Annotated in this window: 20 protein-coding genes and 1 tRNA gene; 10 read left to right on the top strand and 11 right to left on the bottom strand. The window is 54.4% G+C overall.

What is annotated here, in order from left to right:
- Positions 1-18 precede the first annotated feature (18 nt).
- A tRNA-Ser gene (locus AC6I6N_RS17300) sits at positions 19-109 on the top strand.
- A 146-nt stretch (positions 110-255) separates the two neighbouring features.
- Here the strand turns inward: AC6I6N_RS17300 and AC6I6N_RS17305 are convergent.
- The gene (locus AC6I6N_RS17305; protein WP_321268779.1) at positions 256-1,242 is read right to left on the bottom strand and encodes a GlxA family transcriptional regulator; all 987 of its coding nucleotides are present in this window, start codon (positions 1,240-1,242) and stop codon (positions 256-258) included.
- 213 nt (positions 1,243-1,455) lie between these two features.
- Here AC6I6N_RS17305 and AC6I6N_RS17310 point away from each other — a divergent pair, with 213 nt between their 5' ends.
- The 5 genes from AC6I6N_RS17310 to AC6I6N_RS17330 all read left to right on the top strand — a co-directional run bounded on the left by AC6I6N_RS17310 (position 1,456) and on the right by AC6I6N_RS17330 (position 5,407).
- The gene (locus AC6I6N_RS17310; protein ID WP_094197701.1) at positions 1,456-1,962 is read left to right on the top strand and encodes a GNAT family N-acetyltransferase; all 507 of its coding nucleotides are present in this window, start codon (positions 1,456-1,458) and stop codon (positions 1,960-1,962) included.
- Between the two features lie 84 nt (positions 1,963-2,046).
- Positions 2,047-2,709 carry an iron-containing redox enzyme family protein gene (locus tag AC6I6N_RS17315; protein WP_406611533.1) on the top strand — a complete coding sequence of 221 codons (663 nt, stop codon included), beginning with the start codon at positions 2,047-2,049 and terminating at the stop codon, positions 2,707-2,709.
- A 39-nt stretch (positions 2,710-2,748) separates the two neighbouring features.
- Positions 2,749-3,963 (top strand): MFS transporter, encoded by a 1,215-nt coding sequence (locus AC6I6N_RS17320; protein ID WP_123050209.1) that lies wholly within the window; start codon positions 2,749-2,751, stop codon positions 3,961-3,963.
- 10 nt (positions 3,964-3,973) lie between these two features.
- On the top strand, positions 3,974-5,200 hold the full coding sequence (locus AC6I6N_RS17325; protein ID WP_321268783.1) for an aminotransferase class I/II-fold pyridoxal phosphate-dependent enzyme: 1,227 nt from the start codon (positions 3,974-3,976) through the stop codon (positions 5,198-5,200).
- Between the two features lie 15 nt (positions 5,201-5,215).
- On the top strand, positions 5,216-5,407 hold the full coding sequence (locus AC6I6N_RS17330; RefSeq protein WP_321268785.1) for a hypothetical protein: 192 nt from the start codon (positions 5,216-5,218) through the stop codon (positions 5,405-5,407).
- A gap of 135 nt (positions 5,408-5,542) precedes the next feature.
- Here AC6I6N_RS17330 and AC6I6N_RS17335 read toward each other — a convergent pair whose 3' ends face one another.
- The 8 genes from AC6I6N_RS17335 to AC6I6N_RS17370 all read right to left on the bottom strand — a co-directional run bounded on the left by AC6I6N_RS17335 (position 5,543) and on the right by AC6I6N_RS17370 (position 12,125).
- The gene (locus tag AC6I6N_RS17335) at positions 5,543-5,950 is read right to left on the bottom strand and encodes a NirD/YgiW/YdeI family stress tolerance protein (protein WP_321268787.1); all 408 of its coding nucleotides are present in this window, start codon (positions 5,948-5,950) and stop codon (positions 5,543-5,545) included.
- A 96-nt stretch (positions 5,951-6,046) separates the two neighbouring features.
- The gene (locus tag AC6I6N_RS17340) at positions 6,047-7,438 is read right to left on the bottom strand and encodes an ATP-binding protein (RefSeq protein WP_321268789.1); all 1,392 of its coding nucleotides are present in this window, start codon (positions 7,436-7,438) and stop codon (positions 6,047-6,049) included.
- Entirely contained in the window at positions 7,435-8,103 is a 669-nt protein-coding gene (locus tag AC6I6N_RS17345) for a response regulator transcription factor (protein WP_094197695.1), read from the bottom strand. The genes AC6I6N_RS17340 and AC6I6N_RS17345 overlap by 4 nt, the downstream gene beginning before the upstream one ends.
- Positions 8,104-8,249: 146 nt before the next feature.
- On the bottom strand, positions 8,250-8,984 hold the full coding sequence (gene arsH / locus AC6I6N_RS17350; RefSeq protein ID WP_164461388.1) for an arsenical resistance protein ArsH: 735 nt from the start codon (positions 8,982-8,984) through the stop codon (positions 8,250-8,252).
- Positions 8,953-9,384: an arsenate reductase (glutaredoxin) gene (gene arsC, locus AC6I6N_RS17355; protein ID WP_094197694.1), complete on the bottom strand. Its 432-nt coding sequence runs from the start codon at positions 9,382-9,384 to the stop codon at positions 8,953-8,955. The genes arsH and arsC overlap by 32 nt, the downstream gene beginning before the upstream one ends.
- A gap of 24 nt (positions 9,385-9,408) precedes the next feature.
- The gene (locus AC6I6N_RS17360) at positions 9,409-10,698 is read right to left on the bottom strand and encodes an arsenic transporter (protein WP_108728563.1); all 1,290 of its coding nucleotides are present in this window, start codon (positions 10,696-10,698) and stop codon (positions 9,409-9,411) included.
- 91 nt (positions 10,699-10,789) lie between these two features.
- Positions 10,790-11,113: an ArsR/SmtB family transcription factor gene (locus AC6I6N_RS17365; protein ID WP_230019266.1), complete on the bottom strand. Its 324-nt coding sequence runs from the start codon at positions 11,111-11,113 to the stop codon at positions 10,790-10,792.
- Between the two features lie 154 nt (positions 11,114-11,267).
- On the bottom strand, positions 11,268-12,125 hold the full coding sequence (locus AC6I6N_RS17370) for a LysR substrate-binding domain-containing protein (RefSeq protein WP_321268796.1): 858 nt from the start codon (positions 12,123-12,125) through the stop codon (positions 11,268-11,270).
- Positions 12,126-12,488: 363 nt separating this feature from the next.
- Between AC6I6N_RS17370 and AC6I6N_RS17375 the strand changes: the two genes are divergently transcribed.
- Entirely contained in the window at positions 12,489-13,106 is a 618-nt protein-coding gene (locus tag AC6I6N_RS17375) for a LysE family translocator (RefSeq protein ID WP_497943692.1), read from the top strand.
- A gap of 299 nt (positions 13,107-13,405) precedes the next feature.
- Positions 13,406-14,710, top strand: coding sequence for a hypothetical protein (locus tag AC6I6N_RS17380; protein WP_497943693.1), 1,305 nt, complete (start codon positions 13,406-13,408; stop codon positions 14,708-14,710).
- 417 nt (positions 14,711-15,127) lie between these two features.
- On the opposite strand, the gene AC6I6N_RS17385 is transcribed toward AC6I6N_RS17380, so the two are convergent.
- The gene (locus tag AC6I6N_RS17385) at positions 15,128-16,774 is read right to left on the bottom strand and encodes a long-chain-fatty-acid--CoA ligase (protein ID WP_094197688.1); all 1,647 of its coding nucleotides are present in this window, start codon (positions 16,772-16,774) and stop codon (positions 15,128-15,130) included.
- A gap of 140 nt (positions 16,775-16,914) precedes the next feature.
- The gene (locus tag AC6I6N_RS17390; protein WP_094197687.1) at positions 16,915-17,799 is read right to left on the bottom strand and encodes a LysR substrate-binding domain-containing protein; all 885 of its coding nucleotides are present in this window, start codon (positions 17,797-17,799) and stop codon (positions 16,915-16,917) included.
- A 113-nt stretch (positions 17,800-17,912) separates the two neighbouring features.
- On the opposite strand from AC6I6N_RS17390, the gene phnD reads away from it, so the two are divergent.
- Both phnD and phnC read left to right on the top strand, forming a co-directional pair.
- On the top strand, positions 17,913-18,803 hold the full coding sequence (gene phnD, locus AC6I6N_RS17395) for a phosphonate ABC transporter substrate-binding protein (RefSeq protein ID WP_321268805.1): 891 nt from the start codon (positions 17,913-17,915) through the stop codon (positions 18,801-18,803).
- Positions 18,800-19,621, top strand: a complete 822-nt coding sequence (phnC, locus tag AC6I6N_RS17400; protein WP_230019262.1) for a phosphonate ABC transporter ATP-binding protein — start codon at positions 18,800-18,802, stop codon at positions 19,619-19,621. The genes phnD and phnC overlap by 4 nt, the downstream gene beginning before the upstream one ends.
- Positions 19,622-19,646: the final 25 nt, after the last annotated feature.

The raw sequence follows: 19,646 nt of genomic DNA on the forward strand, positions 1-19,646 counted from the left end.
GGCCAGAAAAAATAAGTAGGACAGGTGGCCGAGTGGTTGAAGGCGCACGCCTGGAAAGCGTGTATACGTTTATAGCGTATCGGGGGTTCGAATCCCCCTCTGTCCGCCAGAATTCAAAAGCCCCCGCACAGCAATGTGCGGGGGCTTTTTGTTGGGTGTTTTTTACAGGATTGGTGAAATTAATAATTCATTTTCAGGCCGATTCTGTGTCGTCACTACAAAACAAAATGATCGCTGACTGGGGGTAGAACAAGATCAGCGCGGGTCTGGACAGTGTTGCCTTTGCTTCTCCCTCCATTTGGACGGAGGCAGTGTTTCGTGTTGCCGCCAGGCGGCGCGAAATGATTGCAGGCTGGCGAAACCGCAATGCTCGGTAATTCGCTCAATAGACCAGTCGGTATCCATAAATAATTGGCGCGATCGGTCCAGTCGCATGATTTGTTGGTATTGCTTCAGACTGATGCCGCATTCTTTCATGAACAGACGGCTCAGATGCCTGTAGCTGACTGAAAACTGTGCTGATAAGGATTCCTTGAGCGGGGTCTGGACCGTCGTCTGCTGTGCCAACCAGTCTTGCACGGCATGAATCAAGGGGTGCTGGTGATTGCGATAGCTCAGATGGACACTTAACTGCGGGTCTGCTTCCAGACGCCGAAATTGAATCAGATTTTCGCGCGCGATGCGTGCGCTGATGGCGCTGCCGAAATACTGAGTGATCAAGTGCAATGCCAGATCGATGCCCGCAGAAACGCCAGCCGAGGTGTAGATCGGGCCATCCTGCACAAGGATGCGTTTGTTGATAACCCGCGCTTGTGGCGCAAGTTGTTGCAGCATTTTGAGGTGATTGTGATGCGTCGTGCAGAGGCGGCCATCCAGCAGCCCTGCTTGTGCCAGCTGTATAGCACCCGTGCACACGCTGGCGATCAAGACTCCCGGCGGCAGCCTCCCTCCGATCTCACTGAGCCATCGCGTCACTTTTTGCTGGGCTGAGGTAGCGGGGAGTTCGGCCTGGATTTTGCTTCCGACTACGACAATGACATCTCCTTCGATCAGACGTTTCGGGAGGGGCGCGATCGCGTTCAGACAAAGCCCTTGGTAGCTTTGTATGTGGGACTCCGGTCCCACACACTGGATTTTTATGTCGGCTATATCCAGCTCTGTTAGAGAGGCAAAGATCTGCATGGGCCCTCCCAGATCCAGGATGTGCATCTGGGGAAGGATTACAAAGAAAATCCGCTTCATGGCTTATTCGGATGAATCATTGATTTGATTGACTCATGTTATCGCCTTTTATTCTTTTTCTTTAATGGTGTTTTTTTTCTATTTATGTCCTGAAACAGTCTGGAGCTTGGTCAGTCGAAAAACTACGCTAAGCAAGAACTTTTTACATGGAAAGGATTTGTCCTTGTGGCGGAAGAATCAAGAGTCATTGAGCTGCATTGGAATCCTGCTTTTATGGGATCAACCGGCTCCGGGGTGCTAGAGCTGATCAATAAGACTGTCGCTGATAACGGCACGCTGGGGTTTGCCTCCGAGCTTTCGGGAGAGCAGGCGCACATGTTCCTGGACGCTCTGAATCGCAGGGTTGCAGACGGTGATACGCAAGCCTTGTATGCGACCTATGCAGGTCAGCCCGCTTTCTTTGTGATGATGAATTTGAGTGGCATGCCCAATTGCCGACATAGTGCCGAGTTAGCCAAGGCTGTCGTGGCTCCGGGGTTTCGTGGACAGGGTTTGCCAAAACAGGCGCTGCGAGCCTTGATCTGCCGAGCTCGGGAGTTGGGCATCGAGCAGTTTGTTTTAGATGTGCGCGAGGGGTCTCGGGCACATCGTTTATGGACTCGATATGGTTTTCAGACCTGGGGGATTTTACCGGACTATGCCCGTGTGGCCGGACAGGTTTTTGCGGGTCACTACATGTCGCAATCCATAGAAGTGCTGGCCCAACGCATGGGAATTTAGGAATTCTTAAAAAGGATCTTGTAAATGTTGAGTAAGTCAGAATTTAAAAATGAGCTTGAAAGTACATTGCATGGCCATCTTACTTTGGCTCATCCTATCTTTATTGAATTGCTCAATACGCAGCAGCCTAATAAGAAATTGTTGAAGCAAGTGGCTTTGCAAGGTTATCAATTGACCAAGCATTTTCTGCATTATGTGGAGCACCTTTTCTTCTATTGCCCGGTCCCAAAATTCAAGCGGGCTTTGCTGGTTAATGTGTATGAAGAAGAGACGGGCCGCCTCTCCCAGACAGACAATCACGTCGTTTTGATGCAGAACTTTATTCGCGCCCTGGGAGTTAGTGATGAAGAGCGCGACGCCGCAACTCCGCTACCCGCCACGCAAGAGCTGATTGATTATCGACTGAGAGCGGTCGAGGATCCGCAGCGCTACCACGTGGGTGCGGCAGCCGTCATGATTGCCAGCGAAGGCCAAAACCTGGAGACCAAGGCCGGGGAGGCGCGCCACACCTTGCTGGGAGAAGTTTACGGCTTGCAGGAAAAAGATCTTTTGTTCTTTTCCGTGCACCAGGAAGAGGATGTTGGCCATGTCATGCAAGGGCTGAGTTTGGTGACCGAGCTCTGTAATACTGAAAAATTGCAGAAAGAAGCCTTGGAGGCCGTGGACCATACCTGCAAGTTGTTCTGGAATATGTATGACAACCTGCATCGAGAGTATTGCCAGCCCAGCACCATTCGTCTGAGTTGATTGGGTGCGCCACTAAAAAACTGGGGTAGATGCTGCTTCATGCAAAACAAGAATGTGATCCGCTCTCTGGTCGGGTTGGGATTTTTGGCCATGTTCCTCTCTAGCGCGTTCAAAGGGGTTTTCCAGGTCTATTTCAATGACCTGGCTCTCTCTTTTGAACGCGGCCGATCAGACTTTGGTTTTGTTGGCGGGGTATTCCTTTTGGTATCCGGGCTGGTATCGCCGATGGTCGGCGCCTTGTCTGATCGTTTTGGGCCTATTTGGACCGTATTGATCGGCAGTGTGCTTGGAGGAGCCGCCTTCCTTTTGCTTGGCCTCATGCCTCATCAATATTGGCTTTTTGTCATCCTGTATGGGCTGCTGGCCGCGTTTTCTCTTGCGGCGATGACGTTTGTGCCCATGGGGATATTGGTTGATCGATTGTTCGACCAGAGACATAAAAGTTTTGCTTATGCCTTGATCACCAATGGCACGGCCATTGGATTCATTGTTCTTTCCCCATTCTGGTTGTGGTTGCAAGCCCATTTCGACTGGCAGCAGGTATTTTCTGTGGTCGGTCTGCTGTTTCTGGGGCCCTTGGCGGTGCTGTTCTGGTTAGGTGCGCGTGTACCCTTGCCTGCGAAAGAGCCTGCTGGAAATGCCCCCGAGAAGCGCGTTGGCACCTGGCCTGTCGTGTTGCGTGACCCTGGCTTTTATGTCCTTGCCTTTGGTTTCTTCGGATGTGGAGCGTCGATGGCCTTCATTGACGTGCATCTGGTGCCTTTATGGCGGGACGCCGGGGTCAGCCGCTCCAGCATGGGGATGAGCCTGAGCCTGTTTGGCGTGTTGGAAATGATTAGCGGTTTGGCCGCTGGCTGGTTGGCAGTGCGTTTTGCCCAGCACCGACTACTGGCGGCTTTCTACGTACTACGTTGTCTAGCCATGACTTTGTTATTGGCTCCCTCCGGAATAGTGACGACCTACGTGTTTGCCGCCGTATTTGGGGCCAGTTATCTCGGAACTGTCATATTGACCTCAGCGATTTGTCTGGATCGCTATGGAGGCGCCGTCAAGGGGCAGGTATTTGGCATGCTTTTTCTGGTTCACCAGATAGGCGCTTTTGGATCCGCTCAATTAGGTGCTTATGGCTATGACCGTCTGGGCAGTTATCAGGCGACGGTGATGGTCCTGGCAATGCTCACTGCGATCGCTGGTGTTTCTTCACTCTTTCTATCGTCTGTTGTGTTTCGACGGACTCAATCTGAATTCAGCTGAGATATCTATCATGTTCAATGACCAACGTGCTACCCAAATGCTCAGGATTGGACAGGATGCCGATTTTTCCGACAGCTTTTGTGAGCCGCTTGCGCTGACGTCTGCCTATTCTTTCAGCTCAGCGAGGGAGGCGGCCGCTCGTTTTGGAGGGACGGAACCGGGCAATGTCTATAGTCGATTTACCAATCCGACAGTCAACACGTTCGAGCAGCGGGTTGCCTTCCTGGAGGAGGCCGAAGCGGCGGTGGCGTTTGCATCCGGCATGGCGGCACTGTCAGCGGTGGTGATGGCGTTTGCAGCGAGTGGTAGCAATATCGTATGCGCACGTGATGTGTTTGGCACGACCCTGATCATGCTGCGCCAGCATTTTGCCCGTTATGGCATTGAAGTGCGTGTCGTCGGCATGCTGGATTACGATGCCTGGGAAAAGGCGATCGACAGTGATACATGCCTGGTTATTGTGGAAACCCCAGCGAATCCGATGCAGCATGTCGCCGATATTGCCCGGCTGTCACGCATGGCTCATGCCCATGGGGCATTGCTGCTGGTAGACAGCACCATGCTGACCCCTATTTTGCAGCGGCCATTGCGACAAGGCGCAGATCTGGTATTGCATTCCGCCGGTAAATATATGGATGGTCACGGTCGGTGCATTGCCGGTGTGGTGTGTGGGGTCGATACATTGATGCAGCCGCTGCGGGCGGTGTTGCGTTCGCAGGGAGCGTGCTTGAGTCCGATGAATGCATGGTTACTGCTCAAGAGCCTGGAGACGCTTGAGTTGCGTATGCAGCGCATCAGTGCCAACACACTGTCGATGGCGCGCTGGCTGGATAAGCATCCGAAGGTAGGTTCGGTGTTTTACTCGGGCTTGGAGTCGCACCCCTGCCATGAAATTGCCTGCGCGCAGCAGGCCGGTTTTGGTGGGGTAGTCAGCTTTGAAGTGGGTATGAGCCAAAAAGAGGCTTGGGCTTGTATGGATGCTTTGCAGTTGATTTCAATCGCGACCAATATTGGAGACACACGCAGCATGGTCACGCACCCAGCATCGACGACTCATGGGCGTTGGTCACCAGAGGATCGTATGAGCTGCGGGATTGGGGATAATCTGCTGCGCTTGTCCGTAGGTTTGGAATCGCTTGCCGATTTGCAGCAGGACATTGATGTGGCACTCAAGATTGCTCTTGAGCAGAAGAGTCAGAGTTTGCAGGGATGCTCCTTGCTTGAGACGCTGGAATGAGGGGGGCAGATGTTTTTGACACTGTTATTTTCAGCCGTACTGACTTTCCATGTGCTGGTGCTGTCACAGGGTGGGCGGCGCCGAAAGCAATGGTTTTGGTATGTTTTTATTGGCTTGTTCGCTTTGTTGCTCAGCTTGCAGATTGACTTCGCCGTTCTGAGCGACCGCCGGATTGACGGTCTCGCCTTTGGTGGTTTATGCGGTTGATGGCTTTTGGCAAGTGCTTGAAAGGCGGATAGGTCATTATCACGGTGACGGTTGACTGGGACCCTGTTACCGGATAAGCCAATTGGTTTGAGCTCATCCGGCACCAGTTTCATTGGGACACCTGACTAGGCAAGCTTAAGGCAGCAGACTCAGGCGATCGACTTCAAACTCCGTCTTGCGCAGGCCTTTGTCGAATTCCCCAGTCAGTTCCACTTTTTGCTCAGCACTGATGCTCTGGCCAGCCGGGAAGTCTTCGTTGTCGATCTCCACGGTTATACGGCCGGTGGCATCTTCAAAAATGTAGCGTTCATCGCCTTCAAACGAGACCAGACGACCTTGTAAACGTGCGATTTGGTCGTCGCGGCCGGTCTCCAGCAACTGCTTGACGGTCATTAGTGGCACATTGTTGGGGCCGGAATAAGAGCCAGCGGCGCTGCTCGCCTGGGGGGCATTGTTTGGGCCGGTGTAGCTGGCGGGTTGTGCGATAGCAGCGCTGGCGCTCAGGGCAAGGACGGCGGCGAGGGTAGGTAAAGTGAATCGCATGATTGGGTTTCCTGTATCGGGTTATCGGGTCAATGTTCCGCCGATTGCGGAATAGTGTTAGTAGAACTCCTGAACCTGAAGGCAATCTTAAGACTCTTAACGGGGTGGAAAATCCAGTATGACACTCAGGCCCTGGCCGTCCAGCCCTTCTTCAAAGGATAGTTTGGCATCGTGCAAGGCCGCGATGCGGGCCACGATAGACAAGCCCAGGCCGTTGCCGGCTTGGCCGGTGCCCAGTACGCGAAAAAACCGTTCTCCCAGTCTGGCCCGTTGTTCGAGGGGAACACCAGGCCCCTTGTCCCGGACCGCAAGGCGTACACCGCCATCGTGTCTGCGTGTCGTTTCGATCTGTACCCGGACGCCTGCGCCGCCGTAGCGAATGGCATTGCCAATCAGGTTGCGTAAGGCGCTGCTTAACAATACCGGCGCAGCCTGCAAGCTTGTCACGGCCAAGGCTCTTTCCATGTTCACTGACACCGAGGGCAGGGATGGGCTAAGGTTGTCCAGGATTTGATTCAGGTCTACGGTTTCACGTTTCAGAGGTTCTGCCTGTGGTTCCAGTCTTGTCAGGGCGAGCAGACTTTCTACCAGGGCGGTGCAGCGATCCAGATCAGCGCGTAATTGCTGTAGATGGGCATCAGGTAGTTGCAGTTCGCGTTCAATTAATTGAACGCGCATGCGCAGCCCAGCCAAAGGGGTACGCAGTTCGTGGGCGGCATCGGCGGTAAAGCGCCGCTCACTTTCCAGTGCTGTGGATAGACGTGCCATCAAGGTGTTGAGGGCATCGAGCATGGCCTGCAGTTCACGGGGCGGATGGCCACCCTGCACGGGCGTGAGGTCATCGGGGGATTTGGCGTTGATGCGTTTGACGGTATCTTCCAAAGGACGCATCAGGCGTCGGATCAGGAACCAGCTTGACAGGCCCAGCAGCGCCAGCAGTCCCAACACGGGCCAGGCTAGATTTTCTGCCATATCCTCCAGCAGTTCCAGACGTTCTTCCATAGGTTGGGCGACCTGGGCGGTCACGCCTGCCGACCCAGGGCGCACGTAAACCCGCCAGAGTTCATCATCGACCCGGACGGTGGTGGTTTGCTTGCTGTGTGCCTGCGGTAAAAAAGCCGTTTCAGGTGTGTCGTCGCCGCGCAGCAGCACACGGCCATCTGCCGCGACCAACTGGTAGTACATGCGCAGTTTGAGCGCCTCGTCACGGTTCAGGCCTGTGCCCGTTGTATTGGATCCGGGCGAAGTCTCCTGCGGGTCCAGCATCAAGACCAGACGGGCACCTTCTTCCAGTGCGTCATCAAGAACATCACCGGTAGCGTGCCAGGCGACACTGACCACAATGGAAAGGCTGACCAGCCACAGGCCAATACTGGTTCCCATTACGGTCAGCAGCAGACGACGCCGTAGGGACCAGCCTTGCGGGCGTGATGCCGAAGCATTGGGGCTGGAGCGGGTACGCGTCAGTTTACGGAGCAGATGTTTCATGCGGGGGCCAGCACATAGCCTTGATTGCGTACAGTGACAATGAAGTCACTGCCCAGTTTCTTGCGCAGATTGTAAATATGGACTTCGATCGCGTTGCTCTCCACTTCCTCGCTCCAGCCATAGAGGGCTTCTTCAAGCTGAGCGCGGCTCAAAATATGGGTGGGGTGGTGCATCAAGGCCTGCAGAACAGCAAATTCGCGTGCGGTTACAGCCACAGGCTGATCGTTCAATGTGACACGCTTGGCTGTCGGGTCAATAGCGACGGGGCCGTGACGCCATTCGGAGCTGGCCTGTGCCGCGCTGCGACGCAAGGCCGCGCGTACTCGTGCGGATAGCTCTTCCAGGTCAAACGGCTTGACCAGATAGTCGTCTGCTCCCAGATCCAGGCCCTGCACTCGGTCTGCCAAGGTATCGCGGGCGGTGATCACAATGACGGGAACGTGGGCATGAGGGCTACCGGCTCCTCGCAAGCTACGCAAAACGGCATCGCCGTCCAGGCCGGGCAGGCCCCGATCCAGCAGGATGCATTGATAGGTATGGGTTGCCAAGGCCGTGGCAACTTGATCGCCGCGTTGTAACCAGTCCACAGCATAGCCGTCCATATGTAGCCAGGACTGCAAGGAACTGCCCAGCGAGGAATCGTCTTCGATTAAGAGAATACGCATATGCACAGCCTGGCAGGGAAAGATGAAGGGAATCTGATGCTAGTGTGAGGCATGGCGCAAAGCAGCCGCAAGCGCAGAAGGGCTTGTACGGCTGCTTTGTATTGTAAAAGCAGGCAGACTCTGTGTTTCCCGCCCTGATCAGGCTGCTAGATGCTGCGCTGTTGCACCCGCGCTGACAGTTCCTGTGCCGTCTCCTTGCGTTCGCTGTATCTATCGACCAGATAATCCGCACAGTCGCGTGTCAGCAAGGTGAATTTGATCAGTTCTTCCATTACATCGACCACCCTATCGTAGTAGGGGGAGGGTTTCATGCGGCCTTGGTCGTCAAACTCCAGAAAGGCTTTGGCAACGGAGGACTGGTTGGGAATGGTGATCAGGCGCATCCAGCGGCCCAGGACGCGCATCTGGTTCAAGGCGTTAAAGGACTGGGACCCGCCAGAGACTTGCATGAGCGCCAGTGTTTTGCCTTGCGTTGGGCGTACGGAGCCGATGCTTAACGGAATCCAGTCAATTTGTGCTTTCAGGACACTGCTCATGGCACCGTGTCGCTCGGGCGAAGTCCAGACCATGCCCTCGGCCCACTGTACACATTGACGCAGTTCCTGCACTTTGGGGTGCTCATCTGTTGCGCCATCGGGCAAAGGCAACTGGTGTGGGTCAAAGATCTTGGTTTCGGCACCCATTGCGTTCAGCAGTCGCGCCGCCTCTTGCGTCAACAATCGGCTATAGGAGCGTTCCCTCAAAGAGCCGTACAAAAGCAGAATTCGAGGTGCATGCGTAGCCCGCCTTGGAGGCGGCAACTCTGACAGTGTCGGGCTCGTAAAAGCGTGCTCGTCCAGATTGGCTAAGTCAGGCTGGCTCAATTCTTTGTCCTTTTTCATCAATGACGGCTTGGCCGTCCTCTTTCCGGAATGCGCCTTGCTGCGGCTGGGGCAGTATTTCAAGCACCTGTTCCGAAGGGCGGCACAAGCGTGTGCCCAGCGGTGTGACCACAATGGGACGGTTGATCAGAATGGGGTGCAGCAACATGAAATCAATCAGTTGTTCATCACTCCATTTGGGGTCGCCCAGTTGCAGCTCCTCATAAGGTGTTCCTTTTTGGCGCAGGACTTCGCGCACGCTCAGGCCGCAGTCTGTTATCAGCCTGATCAGTGTGGCGCGGTCTGGTGGTGTTTGCAGGTACTCGATGATGGTGGGCTCTTGACCACTATTGCGGATCAGGCCCAGGGTATTGCGCGAGGTGCCGCAGGCGGGGTTGTGATAGATGGTGATGTTGCTCATGGCCTTGTGCTCGATGTCAGGGGGTTAGTGGGCGATACCTAGCCGTAGGGCCAAGGCCGCCAGAGTGATCAGCAAGACGGGGGTGGTCAGGATGGCTCCTACCTTGAAGTAGTAGCCCCAGCTGATTTTTGTGCCTTTCTGGGCCAGCACGTGCAGCCAGAGCAAGGTGGCCAGACTGCCTATGGGTGTGAATTTGGGCCCCAGGTCACTGCCGATGACATTGGCGTAGATCATGGCTTCTTTGACGGCGCCCTGGGCGCTGGAAGCATCAATTGACAGGGCCGTGACCAGGACCGTGGGCATATTGTTCATGACCGAGGACAACAGGGCAGACAGGACGCCTGTGCCCATGGCGGCTCCCCACACGCCAGCCTGGGCGAACTCATCGAGCAGCAGGGCCAGATGGTTGGTCAGCCCGGCATTACGTAGGCCATACACCACCAGATACATGCCCAGCGAGAACACGACGATTTGCCAGGGCGCACCGCGCAGCACTTTCCTTGTGCTGATGACTGTGCCACGAGCGGCAACCGTCAGCACAATGATGGCTCCGGCAGCGGCAACGACACTGACGGGAATCCCCAAGGGCTCCAGTGCGAAAAAACCTGTCAGCAGTAAAGCCAGCACGATCCAGCCTGCCTTGAAGGTCGCCATGTCCGTAATGGCTTGTGCGGGTGGTTTCAACTGCTCAAGGCGATATTGGGCAGGAATGTCACGTCGGAAATACAAGATCAAGACGAGCAGGCTGGCCAGCACGGACACGATATTGACGGGCACCATGATGGCGGCGTAGTCCGTGAAGCCCAGTTTGAAATAGTCGGCCGAGACAATGTTGACCAGGTTGGAGACGACCAGTGGCAAGCTGGCCGTGTCGGCAATAAACCCTGCCGCCATGACAAAGGCCAAGGTCGCGGCGGGCGAGAAGCCCAAGGCCAGTAACATGGCCATGACAATAGGCGTCAGAATCAGGGCAGCGCCATCGTTGGCAAACAGGGCAGACACGGCAGCGCCCAGAATCACGATAAATGCAAAAAGCCTGCGTCCACTGCCTGCCCCCCAACGGGCAACGTGCAGTGCGGCCCATTCAAAGAAACCGGCTTCATCCAGCACCAGGCTGATGATAATGATTGCTATAAAAGTAGCGGTTGCATTCCAGACGATACCCCACACCACATCCAGATCGCTCCACTGCACCACACCTGAAAGTAGGGCCGCGGCCGCGCCCAGAGAGGCGCTCCAGCCTATGCCCAAGCCTTTGGGCTGCCAGATGACCAAGATCAGGGTGGCAAGGAAAATCAGGACAGATGTGAGCATGGCAAATTTTGTCGTCAGGGGCAGGCGGTCAGGCCTTGGGTATTAGGCCAACAAGCGGTTGGTTGATTTGAATCGGTGTTAGTTGGCTTTTTTAGGGGCGTTGGCACAAGTTGGGCGCTGTAAGGCAGTGTTCACCCTGACAGCAGTTCTCAGTCAGGTAGGCCAGTAGATCGTTCATGGCGGGAAAGGTGGCGCTGTAGAGCAGGTTGCGGCCTTGGCGCTCGCTATGAATCAAGCCGGCATTACTGAGTTCTTTCAAATGAAAGGACAGGGCATTGGGAGCGATGCTTAACTGTTCGGCCAAGGTGCCGGGTGTCAGCCCGGACGCACCGGCTACAACCAGTGCGCGAAATACCCGCAGGCGGGCTTCGTGGGCCAAGGCGGCCAGGGAGCGGATAACGTGAGATTCTTCCATGGGCATATAATACAATAATTCAACAATTATTGAATAGTTGATTTGTGTACTGGTGGTTTTTTCAGACTATTTGTCTACGCGGATGGCAAAGGCAAAGCCATGATTGTGTTTTGGGAGGGCACCGTAAGGTGTCTGGTGCTGTCTGTGAGTAGGGCTATGTCGCCATCTGCTCGCTCAACCAGTCAGCAAAGACTTCTGCACGTGGGTTTTGATCCAGAGCCTGCGGGGAGAGCAGATAGTACGCCGAGCCGTCGGGGATAAAACCCTGCGGGGCGATAAGCTGGCCGCTTTGCAATTCGTCCTCCACCATCAGATGCGACACGATCGCCATGCCTTGCCCGGACAAGGCCGCCTGAATACACAAATAAAAATGTTCCAGTTCCAGCTTGTTGGCAGCGCGTATGGGCTGGCCACTAAGTCGCGCCCAAGTGGCCCAGGCCTGGGGTCGAGAACTGCTCTGTATCAGCACCTGTTGGGCCGTGTCCTGCGTGTGAGGGTATTGCGCTTGGCAGACAGGCCCTATTCGCTCCTCGCATAACTTCAGGCCGCAGACCGAGTCCGCCCAATGAAAGTCGTCGGGGCGTATGGCCAGATCCACCCCCATTTGCGCGAAGTTCACCGGCCCTCCGGCTGTAATCAGATGCACGGTGATATTGGGGTGCAAGGCCTGGAACCCCCCCAGACGCGGAATCAGCCACTTCATGGCAATAGTGGGCTCGCAGGAGACGGCCAAGGCATGTTCGCGCTGGCTTTGTTGCAGTTGGTGAACAACATCTTCCAGGCGTTCAAACATAGGGGCGGTGACATGCAAGAGCTGGCGACCTGCAGGCGTCAGAAATACGGCCCGATTGCGCCTTTCAAACAGCTCGACTCCCAGCGATTCTTCCAGTGCACGAATTTGTCGGCTGACAGCGCCGTGCGTGACATGGAGTACTTGCGCTGCCTGCACAAAACTGCCTGCCTGAGCCGCCGTATCAAAGTAGCGAAAAGCCGTGAGGTTGGGAATTTGCATAGTCGATGAAAACTCACAGAAATGATGCAGTAATTATCGTTTTTAAATTAGCACAGGATTATCAATAATGACATCCTGTGATGGCGAGATTGGGGCGAAATAAATAAATTTTTTGGCTAATGAATTTTCTGGGTTTGACGAAATATTCGTTGTTGGATCAGGAGTAAAAAATAACTTGAAAGTTAGATGGAGCCATAAATTATCTGAAAATATTCTCTGTTTCTGAGAGAAATCTGTTTTTCGACAGTGAGGTCCTGTGGGCAGAGATTTTTCCATTAGTAGGAGTGTAGGACTGATACTGCATTCTGGCTGTATGAACAGTCGTTCATAACGCCGATTTCATCAAACTTAGGCTTGTTAAATATGCATGAACTGTTGGCGGTTGCCACCATTACTATCCTGGCTGTGATCAGCCCAGGCCCAGACTTTGCCATGGTCACTCGTAATGGCTATTCCTTTGGTCGCAAGACTGGTCTGATTTCAGCCTTGGGCATTGCGGCCGGCGTGCAAGTGCACGTGGTTTACACGGCGTTGGGGGTAGCGATTCTGATTACTCAATCTCCCACTCTGTTTTGGATGATGAAGGTGGTGGGGGCGGCGTACTTGATGTACCTGGGCTATCAGTCTTTCAGTAACCGCGCTGTGCCTGATACCGATGGTCAAGCAGTTTGTGTGCCCACCGCCTGGCAGGCGTTTGGTATGGGTTTTTTAACCAATGCCTTGAATCCTAAAACCATGTTGTTTGTGGTGGCGACTTTTACTCAGTTGGTACAGCCGGATGCACCATTCTGGCTGAATTTTGCCTATGGTTTCTGGATGTCCTTTGCTCATTGGGTCTGGTTCAGCGTGGTGGCTCTGGTGTTTTCAGATAAACGCTTGCGGGCCGCCATGCTGGCTCGGCAAAGATGGCTGGACAAGGGAATTGGTGCAGCCTTGCTGGGTCTGGGTGCATCACTGCTATTTGCCAATTCTGTCTCCTAGGGGCGGCTTGCTTGATGGCGTTGAGTTGGATAGCCAAGCGGTGTGAGTAGCCTGATTGTTCAGGTTTTAATAAGTTGTTGTTAATTGTTTTTTGAAATTATGGTTGGGTTTTTTTGTTATTGTGGTGATCTTTTTTGTATGGCAATTAATATTGAAAATTTAAATAGATAGAAAATAATATAAATAAAGTTTAAAAAAGAATATCTGTTATTTTTTGCTATTTATGGATGAGTGTGTCGGTATTATCGACAAGTTGCAGTATCAGGCTTTGCACACGACTTGTAGATAGGGAGACACGAATGACTTGTCATCATATAAACGCAAAAACAGTAGCGGGTTACGGTCTGATTTTATTGGCTGCCTTGCAGGGCCATGCTGTGGCCCAAAGCCCGGAACCCACGCTGGATACCAGCCAGCTTTATGCGGACGTACATTTCCATGCATCCAACTATGCCATGCAGGGGATTCCTTTAAAGGAATATGCAGAAAGGTATATGGGCGGCAATTTGCAGCAGATTGTGCGCTCGACCATCATGCCTATTCCTTTGCAGCAGCGTTGGGATGGGTTTGAGCTCTATCAGGCTCAGGGCCCTGGCAATCAGATGTATGGGCCCAATTACTATATTGGCCCTAAGGCCGACCTGTATTACTACTCCTTTGTCGATGCCATGTTTGCCCGCGAGTACGAGCGGCTGCCACCCCAGTATCAGGAAAAACTGGATGTCATGATCACGGCGTTCAATCCAATGGACGTCTATGCCTCGCAACATATCAAGCGTGCGGTGCTTAGTTTTCCAGGCGTGTTTGCCGGGGTGGGCGAATTCACCATTCACAAGGAGCTGGTGTCCAGCAAACTAGCCGGTGAAACGGTAGAGCAAACCAAGGTGCCCTCCGTGCCCTTGCCTCCGGACGCGGGTGATGGCAGCAAGGTGTCGCTCTATTCCGAATCCCTGGAGTATCTGTTCAAAACGATCGAGGAAATTGGCCTGGTCGCGATTTTGCACAACGATATGTACCGGGTAGAGGTCAATTATCAGGGTGAGCTGGAGCATGCCTATCCCAATCAGGACTATGTGGAGGGATTGAAACATGTGTGCGGACATGCACCCAAGGCCAGAGTGGTATGGGCGCATACTGGATTGGGGCGTTTTGTGAAGCCGACTCAGGATCACATTACGCGCGTAAAGAAAGTGTTGGATGCTTGCCCAAGCTGGTCTACCGATATTTCCTGGGATCTGGTGCAGGACTATATGCTTCACCCCGAACCCGGAATGCCCAGCCGCCAGGATTGGCTGAATTTCTTCAAGGAATACCAAAACCGGATTCTGTGGGGCTCGGATGTGGTGATTTTCACGCGTAACCGCTTTGAATCGACCCCTCCCACGTCTGTGACGCCGGGTGGCTTGATGTCGCCAGAGCAGTATCACGCGGACTTGTCCAAGATGCGGGACTTCCTGGGAGAACTGCCTGTGGAAGTCGGTAACAAGATTCGCTATGAAAACTATCTGGGCCTGTTCAACCGTGCCAAGTTCTCTGTAAGGGCGTGGGAGCGTGAGAACGCGGGCCTGAATATCTGGGACATTCCTACTCCTGTTCATCCTTGAAAAGACCCTGCTGTTGAGGCTGGCCATCAGCAGCTTGAGTGCAGCGGGTAATTTGCAGGAAAGACGTGGGTTAGCAGCAGCAAGCGCAGCAGTCTGAGTCTTCCATTTGCACAAAAATGAATTATGTTCAGGCTGCTGCTAAAGCGGTGTTCTTCACAAAAGCCTTGCTATTTCAGTGCTAAGTGCCTTGAAACTGAGCGACCATAGCCATAGCCATAGCCATAGCCAGAACCCAAGTCTATGTCTCTGATCCTGGCAAAAGCCAAGGTAAAGGTAAAAGCAAAAAAACTGCCCCCCGAAAGTTGGATAACTATCCACACCTTCGGAGGGCAGCTTGCTATCGCACTTCAAGGCCGCCTAGATTGGCTCCTTGATTGTGCTGTCTGACGCTGGGTTTGATGCCTGCCTAGGCGTCGCTTAAACCACCTTGTTTTGCGTAGCCAGTTTGTCCAGATCTTCTTGAATCAGCTTGCGAATAGCGGTTTTCAAGAGTTTGCCGGTTGCCGTGTGGGGCAGTTCATCTACCACGATCAGCTCGTCAGGAATGCTCCATTTGGAGACTTGTTCTGTAAACAGATCAATCATGTCCTGCTTGGTGAAGGTGGCATCGTCTTGCAATTGCACCACCAGAACCGGGCGCTCGCCCCAGCGCTCGTCAGGCTTGGCCACCACGGCGGCTTCCTTGATTGCCGGGTGAGCCTGAGCAATGTTTTCCAGCTCGATCGAGCTGATCCATTCACCACCGGATTTCACCACGTCTTTCGTGCGGTCCACGATCTGGATAAATCCGTCTTTATCGATGGTGACCACATCGCCTGTATTGAACCAGCCATCTTTTGTGTGGGCGGAACTGTCCTGATTGTTGAAGTAAGCGCTGGCAATCCAGGGGCCGCGCACCATCATGGCACCAAACATTTTGCCGTCGCGCGCAATGGGCTGGCCATCGTCGCCATCTACCCGGAACTCGACGCCAAAGAGCGGACGCCCTTGTTTGGCCAGCAGTTTGAGTTTTTCGTTCTCAGGCAAGGATTCGTGCTGGGGCAGCAAGGCGGCGGCCAGACCGACGGGGCTGGTTTCAGTCATGCCCCAGGCGTGGCGCACTTTTACGCCCAGCTTCTGGAAGCGGGTAATCATGACGGGTGGTGCAGATGAACCGCCAATGACCAGACGTTGCAGGCTGCTGAAGGTTTTGCCATTGGCCTGCATCCAGTCCAGCAGGCCTAGCCAGACGGTAGGTACACCGGCCGTCATGGTGACGCCTTCATTTTCAAACAAGGTGTGCAGGCTGGCGCCGTCCAGTTTTGGACCGGGCAAGACCAGTTTGGCGCCCACCATCAAGGCAGCGTAAGGCAGGCCCCAGGCGTTGACGTGGAACATGGGCACAATCGGGGTAATGGTATCGGAGGCCGACAGGCACAGGGCATCGGGCATGCTCAAGGCAAAGGCATGCAAGATGGTGGAGCGATGGCTGTAGAGCACGCCTTTGGGGTTGCCCGTGGTGCCGGAGGTGTAGCACAGGCCCGATGCCGTGTTCTCGTCAAACACCGGCCAGTCGAATTCGTCTGGTTCGTTGGCAATCAGAGTTTCGTAGCAGGTCAGATTGGGTAGCAATTCTGACTTGGGCATGTGCTCTTCGTCCGTCATGATGACCACGGCTTTGAGCTTGGATAAGGGCTCGGCCAGAGCCTCCAAAATCGGCAGGAAGCTCAGGTCAGCAAACAGGACGCTGTCGCCAGCGTGTTCAATGATGTAGCCGATTTGATCCTGAAACAGACGCGGGTTGATGGTATGACATACCAGCCCGGAGCCTGAGACGCCGTAATACAGCTCCAGGTGACGATAGCCGTTCCAGGCCAGGGTGCCTACGCGGTCTCCTTGCTGCAAGCCCATTTTCTGAAGCGCATTGGCCAGTTTTTGGCTGCGCTTGGACAGGTCTGCATAGGTGTAGCGGTGGATATGGCCTTCTACCGTTTGTGAGACAACTTCGCGGTCTGCATGGTAGTTGGCCGCATGACGCAGTATGGATGACACTAACAGCGGGGTATTCATCATCATGCCAAGCATGGTTTTCGTCCTCCCTGGGGGTCAATCAAACAGAACTGACGGGCCTTCAGACGGTGAGTCTACGCGCAGAAAATGGACGAAACACATCGCTGACTGTCATGGCCTTCTTATGCACAGTAGCCGAAAGCTCACAAATACGTCTATGTCGGCGTTTGTATTTGCTTGCGTAATCCCAAAGCCTCAGTGAAAAATTGTGTGATCATTCGGCTCTCCCGGCGTTCGGTCAGGCAATACAAATAGGTGTCGGTGCGCACGGGATCGCCTTGAATACGAACCGCTTTGAAACGATGGTCCGGGATGAACTCTGCCTCGGACACTGTCCCCACGCCCAGTCCCCGGGCGACGGCTTCACGCAAGGCTTCCCGGCTGCCAATTTCCATGACGGCGCGGGGCCGGATATTTTCTTTTTCCAGTGCTGCTTCCAGGCAGGCGCGTGTGGTCGAGCCCGATTCCCGCTGCAGCAAGGGAGCGTCCTGTAAGGCAGCTAAAGGCACACTGTCGTGTTGGGCCAAAGGATGCGACAAGGGGGCGAACAAAATGACAGCATGGCTGGCGTAGTGTTCGGTGTGAAAGGCCGGGTCCTCGCTGGCTCCGGCCAGCACGGCAATGTCGGTGGCGTAGTCGGCCAGATCGGCCAGCACCTGTGCCGAGTTTCCCATATGAATAGAGATGTCCACGCCGGGAAACAGTCGGTGATAGGCCTCCACCATTTCAATGACATGAAAAGGGCCGACTGCGCCAATACGCAGTCGGCCTACATGCAGTTTCCCACTGTCATGCAGCAGGTTGAAGGCATCGACCTCCAGCGCGCCCAGTTGTTGCGCGACCGGCAGCAGCGCCATCCCCACCTGGGTCAGTTGGACACCTCTGCCCCGGCGATGAAACAACTCCACATCATGTTGCTGTTCCAGCCCCTGTACTTGCTTGGTCACGGTGGGTTGGGCCAATCCCAGGGCGCGGGCCCCGGCGCTGAAACTGCCATGTCGGGCAACAGCCAGAAAGGCACGTAGGCGTGCGGCAGACATATAGACTCCATCTATAGATAACTGATGTTTTGAATCTTAAATCCATAATATGAAGGCAATGTGATCTTTCTACTATGTCGGTATTCCTCCCAGCAACCTTTAGGACGACTGCCATGAACAAGAACGTATTTCAGACAGCCCGCCGCTCTTTTATCGCGGCAAGTGCCGCCACCATTGTCTTTTCGGTGTTTGGAACTGCCGCCCAGGCCGCCCAGGACACCTTGACGATTGGTCTTATTCCTGCCGAAGACTCGCAGGCCATGATCGAATCGAGCAAGCAGGTGATTGAACAACTGGAGCGCGAGTCTGGCATGAAGGTCGAGCCTTTTGTGGCTACGGACTACAACGGCATTATCGAAGCCCTGCGTGCCAAGAAGCTGGACGTGGCTTATCTGGGTCCGTTTTCCTACGTGCTGGCCAGCTCGGTGGCGGATGTAGAAGCCTTCGCAGTCGCTGTTACCAAGAAAACAGGTAAAAGCGCCTACAAGAGCTTGATTGTGGTGCGTGCCGATAGCGGGATTGACACGGTGGATCAGTTGAAAGATCGCACCTTCGCCTTTGTAGACCCTAGCTCGACGTCCGGCCATCTGTTCCCTAAAGCCGGTCTGGAAAACGATGGTTACAAGCCTGAAGAGCTGTTCTCCCGTGTGGTGTTCTCCGGTTCGCACGATGCCAGCTTGCTGGCGGTAGCCAACAAGAAAGTGGATGCTGCTGCTGTGGCCGACCGCATTTACGCCAGCGCGATTTCCAAGGGCCAATTGGCTCAGAATGATTTGAAAGTGGTGTGGTCTTCCAACGATATTCCCGAGTCGCCCATGGTCTGGCGCAAGGATCTGGACCCCAGTGTGAAAGAGAAAGTGGCCAAGGCCTTGGCCAACATCAAAGATGTACCTTGGGGTGATCAGGGCATGTTGAATGGTTTTCAGGCGACTGACGATGCTGCTTACAACGTAGTGCGTGATACCGCCAAGGTGCTGAACCTGGATCTGCGGAGCATGAAATGATCCGTTTGCGTGGCCTGAACAAAAGCTATGGCTCCAATGATGTCCTGTGCGGTGTGGACATGGATGCACAAGCCGGTGAGTTTCTGGTTGTGCTGGGTCAGTCCGGAGCGGGCAAGTCCACCTTGCTGCGCTGCATGAATCGGTTGGCGCAGGCCGATACAGGAGAGATGTCGGTGGCTGGTATTGATGCCATGTCGGCTCAGGATACTCGGGCCTTGCGTCGCCAGGTTGCCATGATTTTCCAGCATCACGATGTGGTGCCTCGTTTGTCAGTGCTGCGCAATGTATTGACCGGGCGTTTGGGGGCGGTTCCCGTGTGGAGCTCGATCCTGCAACTGTTCAGCCGTGCTGATATTGCCTTGGCCAAAGAATGTCTGGAGCGGGTGGGGCTGGCGCATAAAGCCCAGGCCCGCACGGATTCCTTGTCGGGTGGCCAGCGTCAGCGTGTGGGCATTGCCCGTGCCCTGGCGCAGCGTCCCCGCATCATTCTGGCTGATGAACCGGTTGCCAGCCTGGACCCTAAAACAGCCCGTCTGGTGATGCGTTATTTGCACGACGCCAGTCGGGAACTGGGTATTACCGTGGTGTGCAACCTGCATCAGGTCGATTACGCCCGTGAGTTTGCCGACCGTATTGTGGGCCTGGCCCATGGTCAGGTGGTTTATAACGGCGCTCCTGATCTGATGACGGAAGATGATCTGACCCGTATCTATCCTGGCCCGGAGCCAGGGCAGGGCGGTGCGCACTCCCAAGAGGCAAATGAGGCCGCGGCCTCCTTCCTGAACGAACCACTGGCCATTGCGACCAAGGGAGCCTGATCATGGAACATAAATATTCCTGGGT

The sequence above is a fragment of the Alcaligenes sp. LTN-3 genome (genome assembly GCF_059735605.1).

What these genes read in the sequence shown, in the direction of transcription:
- phnC (WP_230019262.1), top strand. Translation starts at nt 18,800, where the DNA reads ATGATCCGTTTGCGTGGCCTGAACAAAAGCTATGGCTCCAATGATGTC.
- arsC (WP_094197694.1), bottom strand. Translation starts at nt 9,384, where the DNA reads ATGAGCAACATCACCATCTATCACAACCCCGCCTGCGGCACCTCGCGC.
- AC6I6N_RS17305 (WP_321268779.1), bottom strand. Translation starts at nt 1,242, where the DNA reads ATGAAGCGGATTTTCTTTGTAATCCTTCCCCAGATGCACATCCTGGAT.
- AC6I6N_RS17325 (WP_321268783.1), top strand. Translation starts at nt 3,974, where the DNA reads ATGTTCAATGACCAACGTGCTACCCAAATGCTCAGGATTGGACAGGAT.
- AC6I6N_RS17380 (WP_497943693.1), top strand. Translation starts at nt 13,406, where the DNA reads ATGACTTGTCATCATATAAACGCAAAAACAGTAGCGGGTTACGGTCTG.
- AC6I6N_RS17375 (WP_497943692.1), top strand. Translation starts at nt 12,489, where the DNA reads ATGCATGAACTGTTGGCGGTTGCCACCATTACTATCCTGGCTGTGATC.
- arsH (WP_164461388.1), bottom strand. Translation starts at nt 8,984, where the DNA reads ATGAAAAAGGACAAAGAATTGAGCCAGCCTGACTTAGCCAATCTGGAC.
- AC6I6N_RS17345 (WP_094197695.1), bottom strand. Translation starts at nt 8,103, where the DNA reads ATGCGTATTCTCTTAATCGAAGACGATTCCTCGCTGGGCAGTTCCTTG.
- AC6I6N_RS17360 (WP_108728563.1), bottom strand. Translation starts at nt 10,698, where the DNA reads ATGCTCACATCTGTCCTGATTTTCCTTGCCACCCTGATCTTGGTCATC.
- AC6I6N_RS17310 (WP_094197701.1), top strand. Translation starts at nt 1,456, where the DNA reads ATGGGATCAACCGGCTCCGGGGTGCTAGAGCTGATCAATAAGACTGTC.
- AC6I6N_RS17340 (WP_321268789.1), bottom strand. Translation starts at nt 7,438, where the DNA reads ATGAAACATCTGCTCCGTAAACTGACGCGTACCCGCTCCAGCCCCAAT.
- AC6I6N_RS17365 (WP_230019266.1), bottom strand. Translation starts at nt 11,113, where the DNA reads ATGGAAGAATCTCACGTTATCCGCTCCCTGGCCGCCTTGGCCCACGAA.
- AC6I6N_RS17335 (WP_321268787.1), bottom strand. Translation starts at nt 5,950, where the DNA reads ATGCGATTCACTTTACCTACCCTCGCCGCCGTCCTTGCCCTGAGCGCC.
- AC6I6N_RS17390 (WP_094197687.1), bottom strand. Translation starts at nt 17,799, where the DNA reads ATGTCTGCCGCACGCCTACGTGCCTTTCTGGCTGTTGCCCGACATGGC.
- AC6I6N_RS17320 (WP_123050209.1), top strand. Translation starts at nt 2,749, where the DNA reads ATGCAAAACAAGAATGTGATCCGCTCTCTGGTCGGGTTGGGATTTTTG.
- AC6I6N_RS17385 (WP_094197688.1), bottom strand. Translation starts at nt 16,774, where the DNA reads ATGCTTGGCATGATGATGAATACCCCGCTGTTAGTGTCATCCATACTG.
- phnD (WP_321268805.1), top strand. Translation starts at nt 17,913, where the DNA reads ATGAACAAGAACGTATTTCAGACAGCCCGCCGCTCTTTTATCGCGGCA.
- AC6I6N_RS17370 (WP_321268796.1), bottom strand. Translation starts at nt 12,125, where the DNA reads ATGCAAATTCCCAACCTCACGGCTTTTCGCTACTTTGATACGGCGGCT.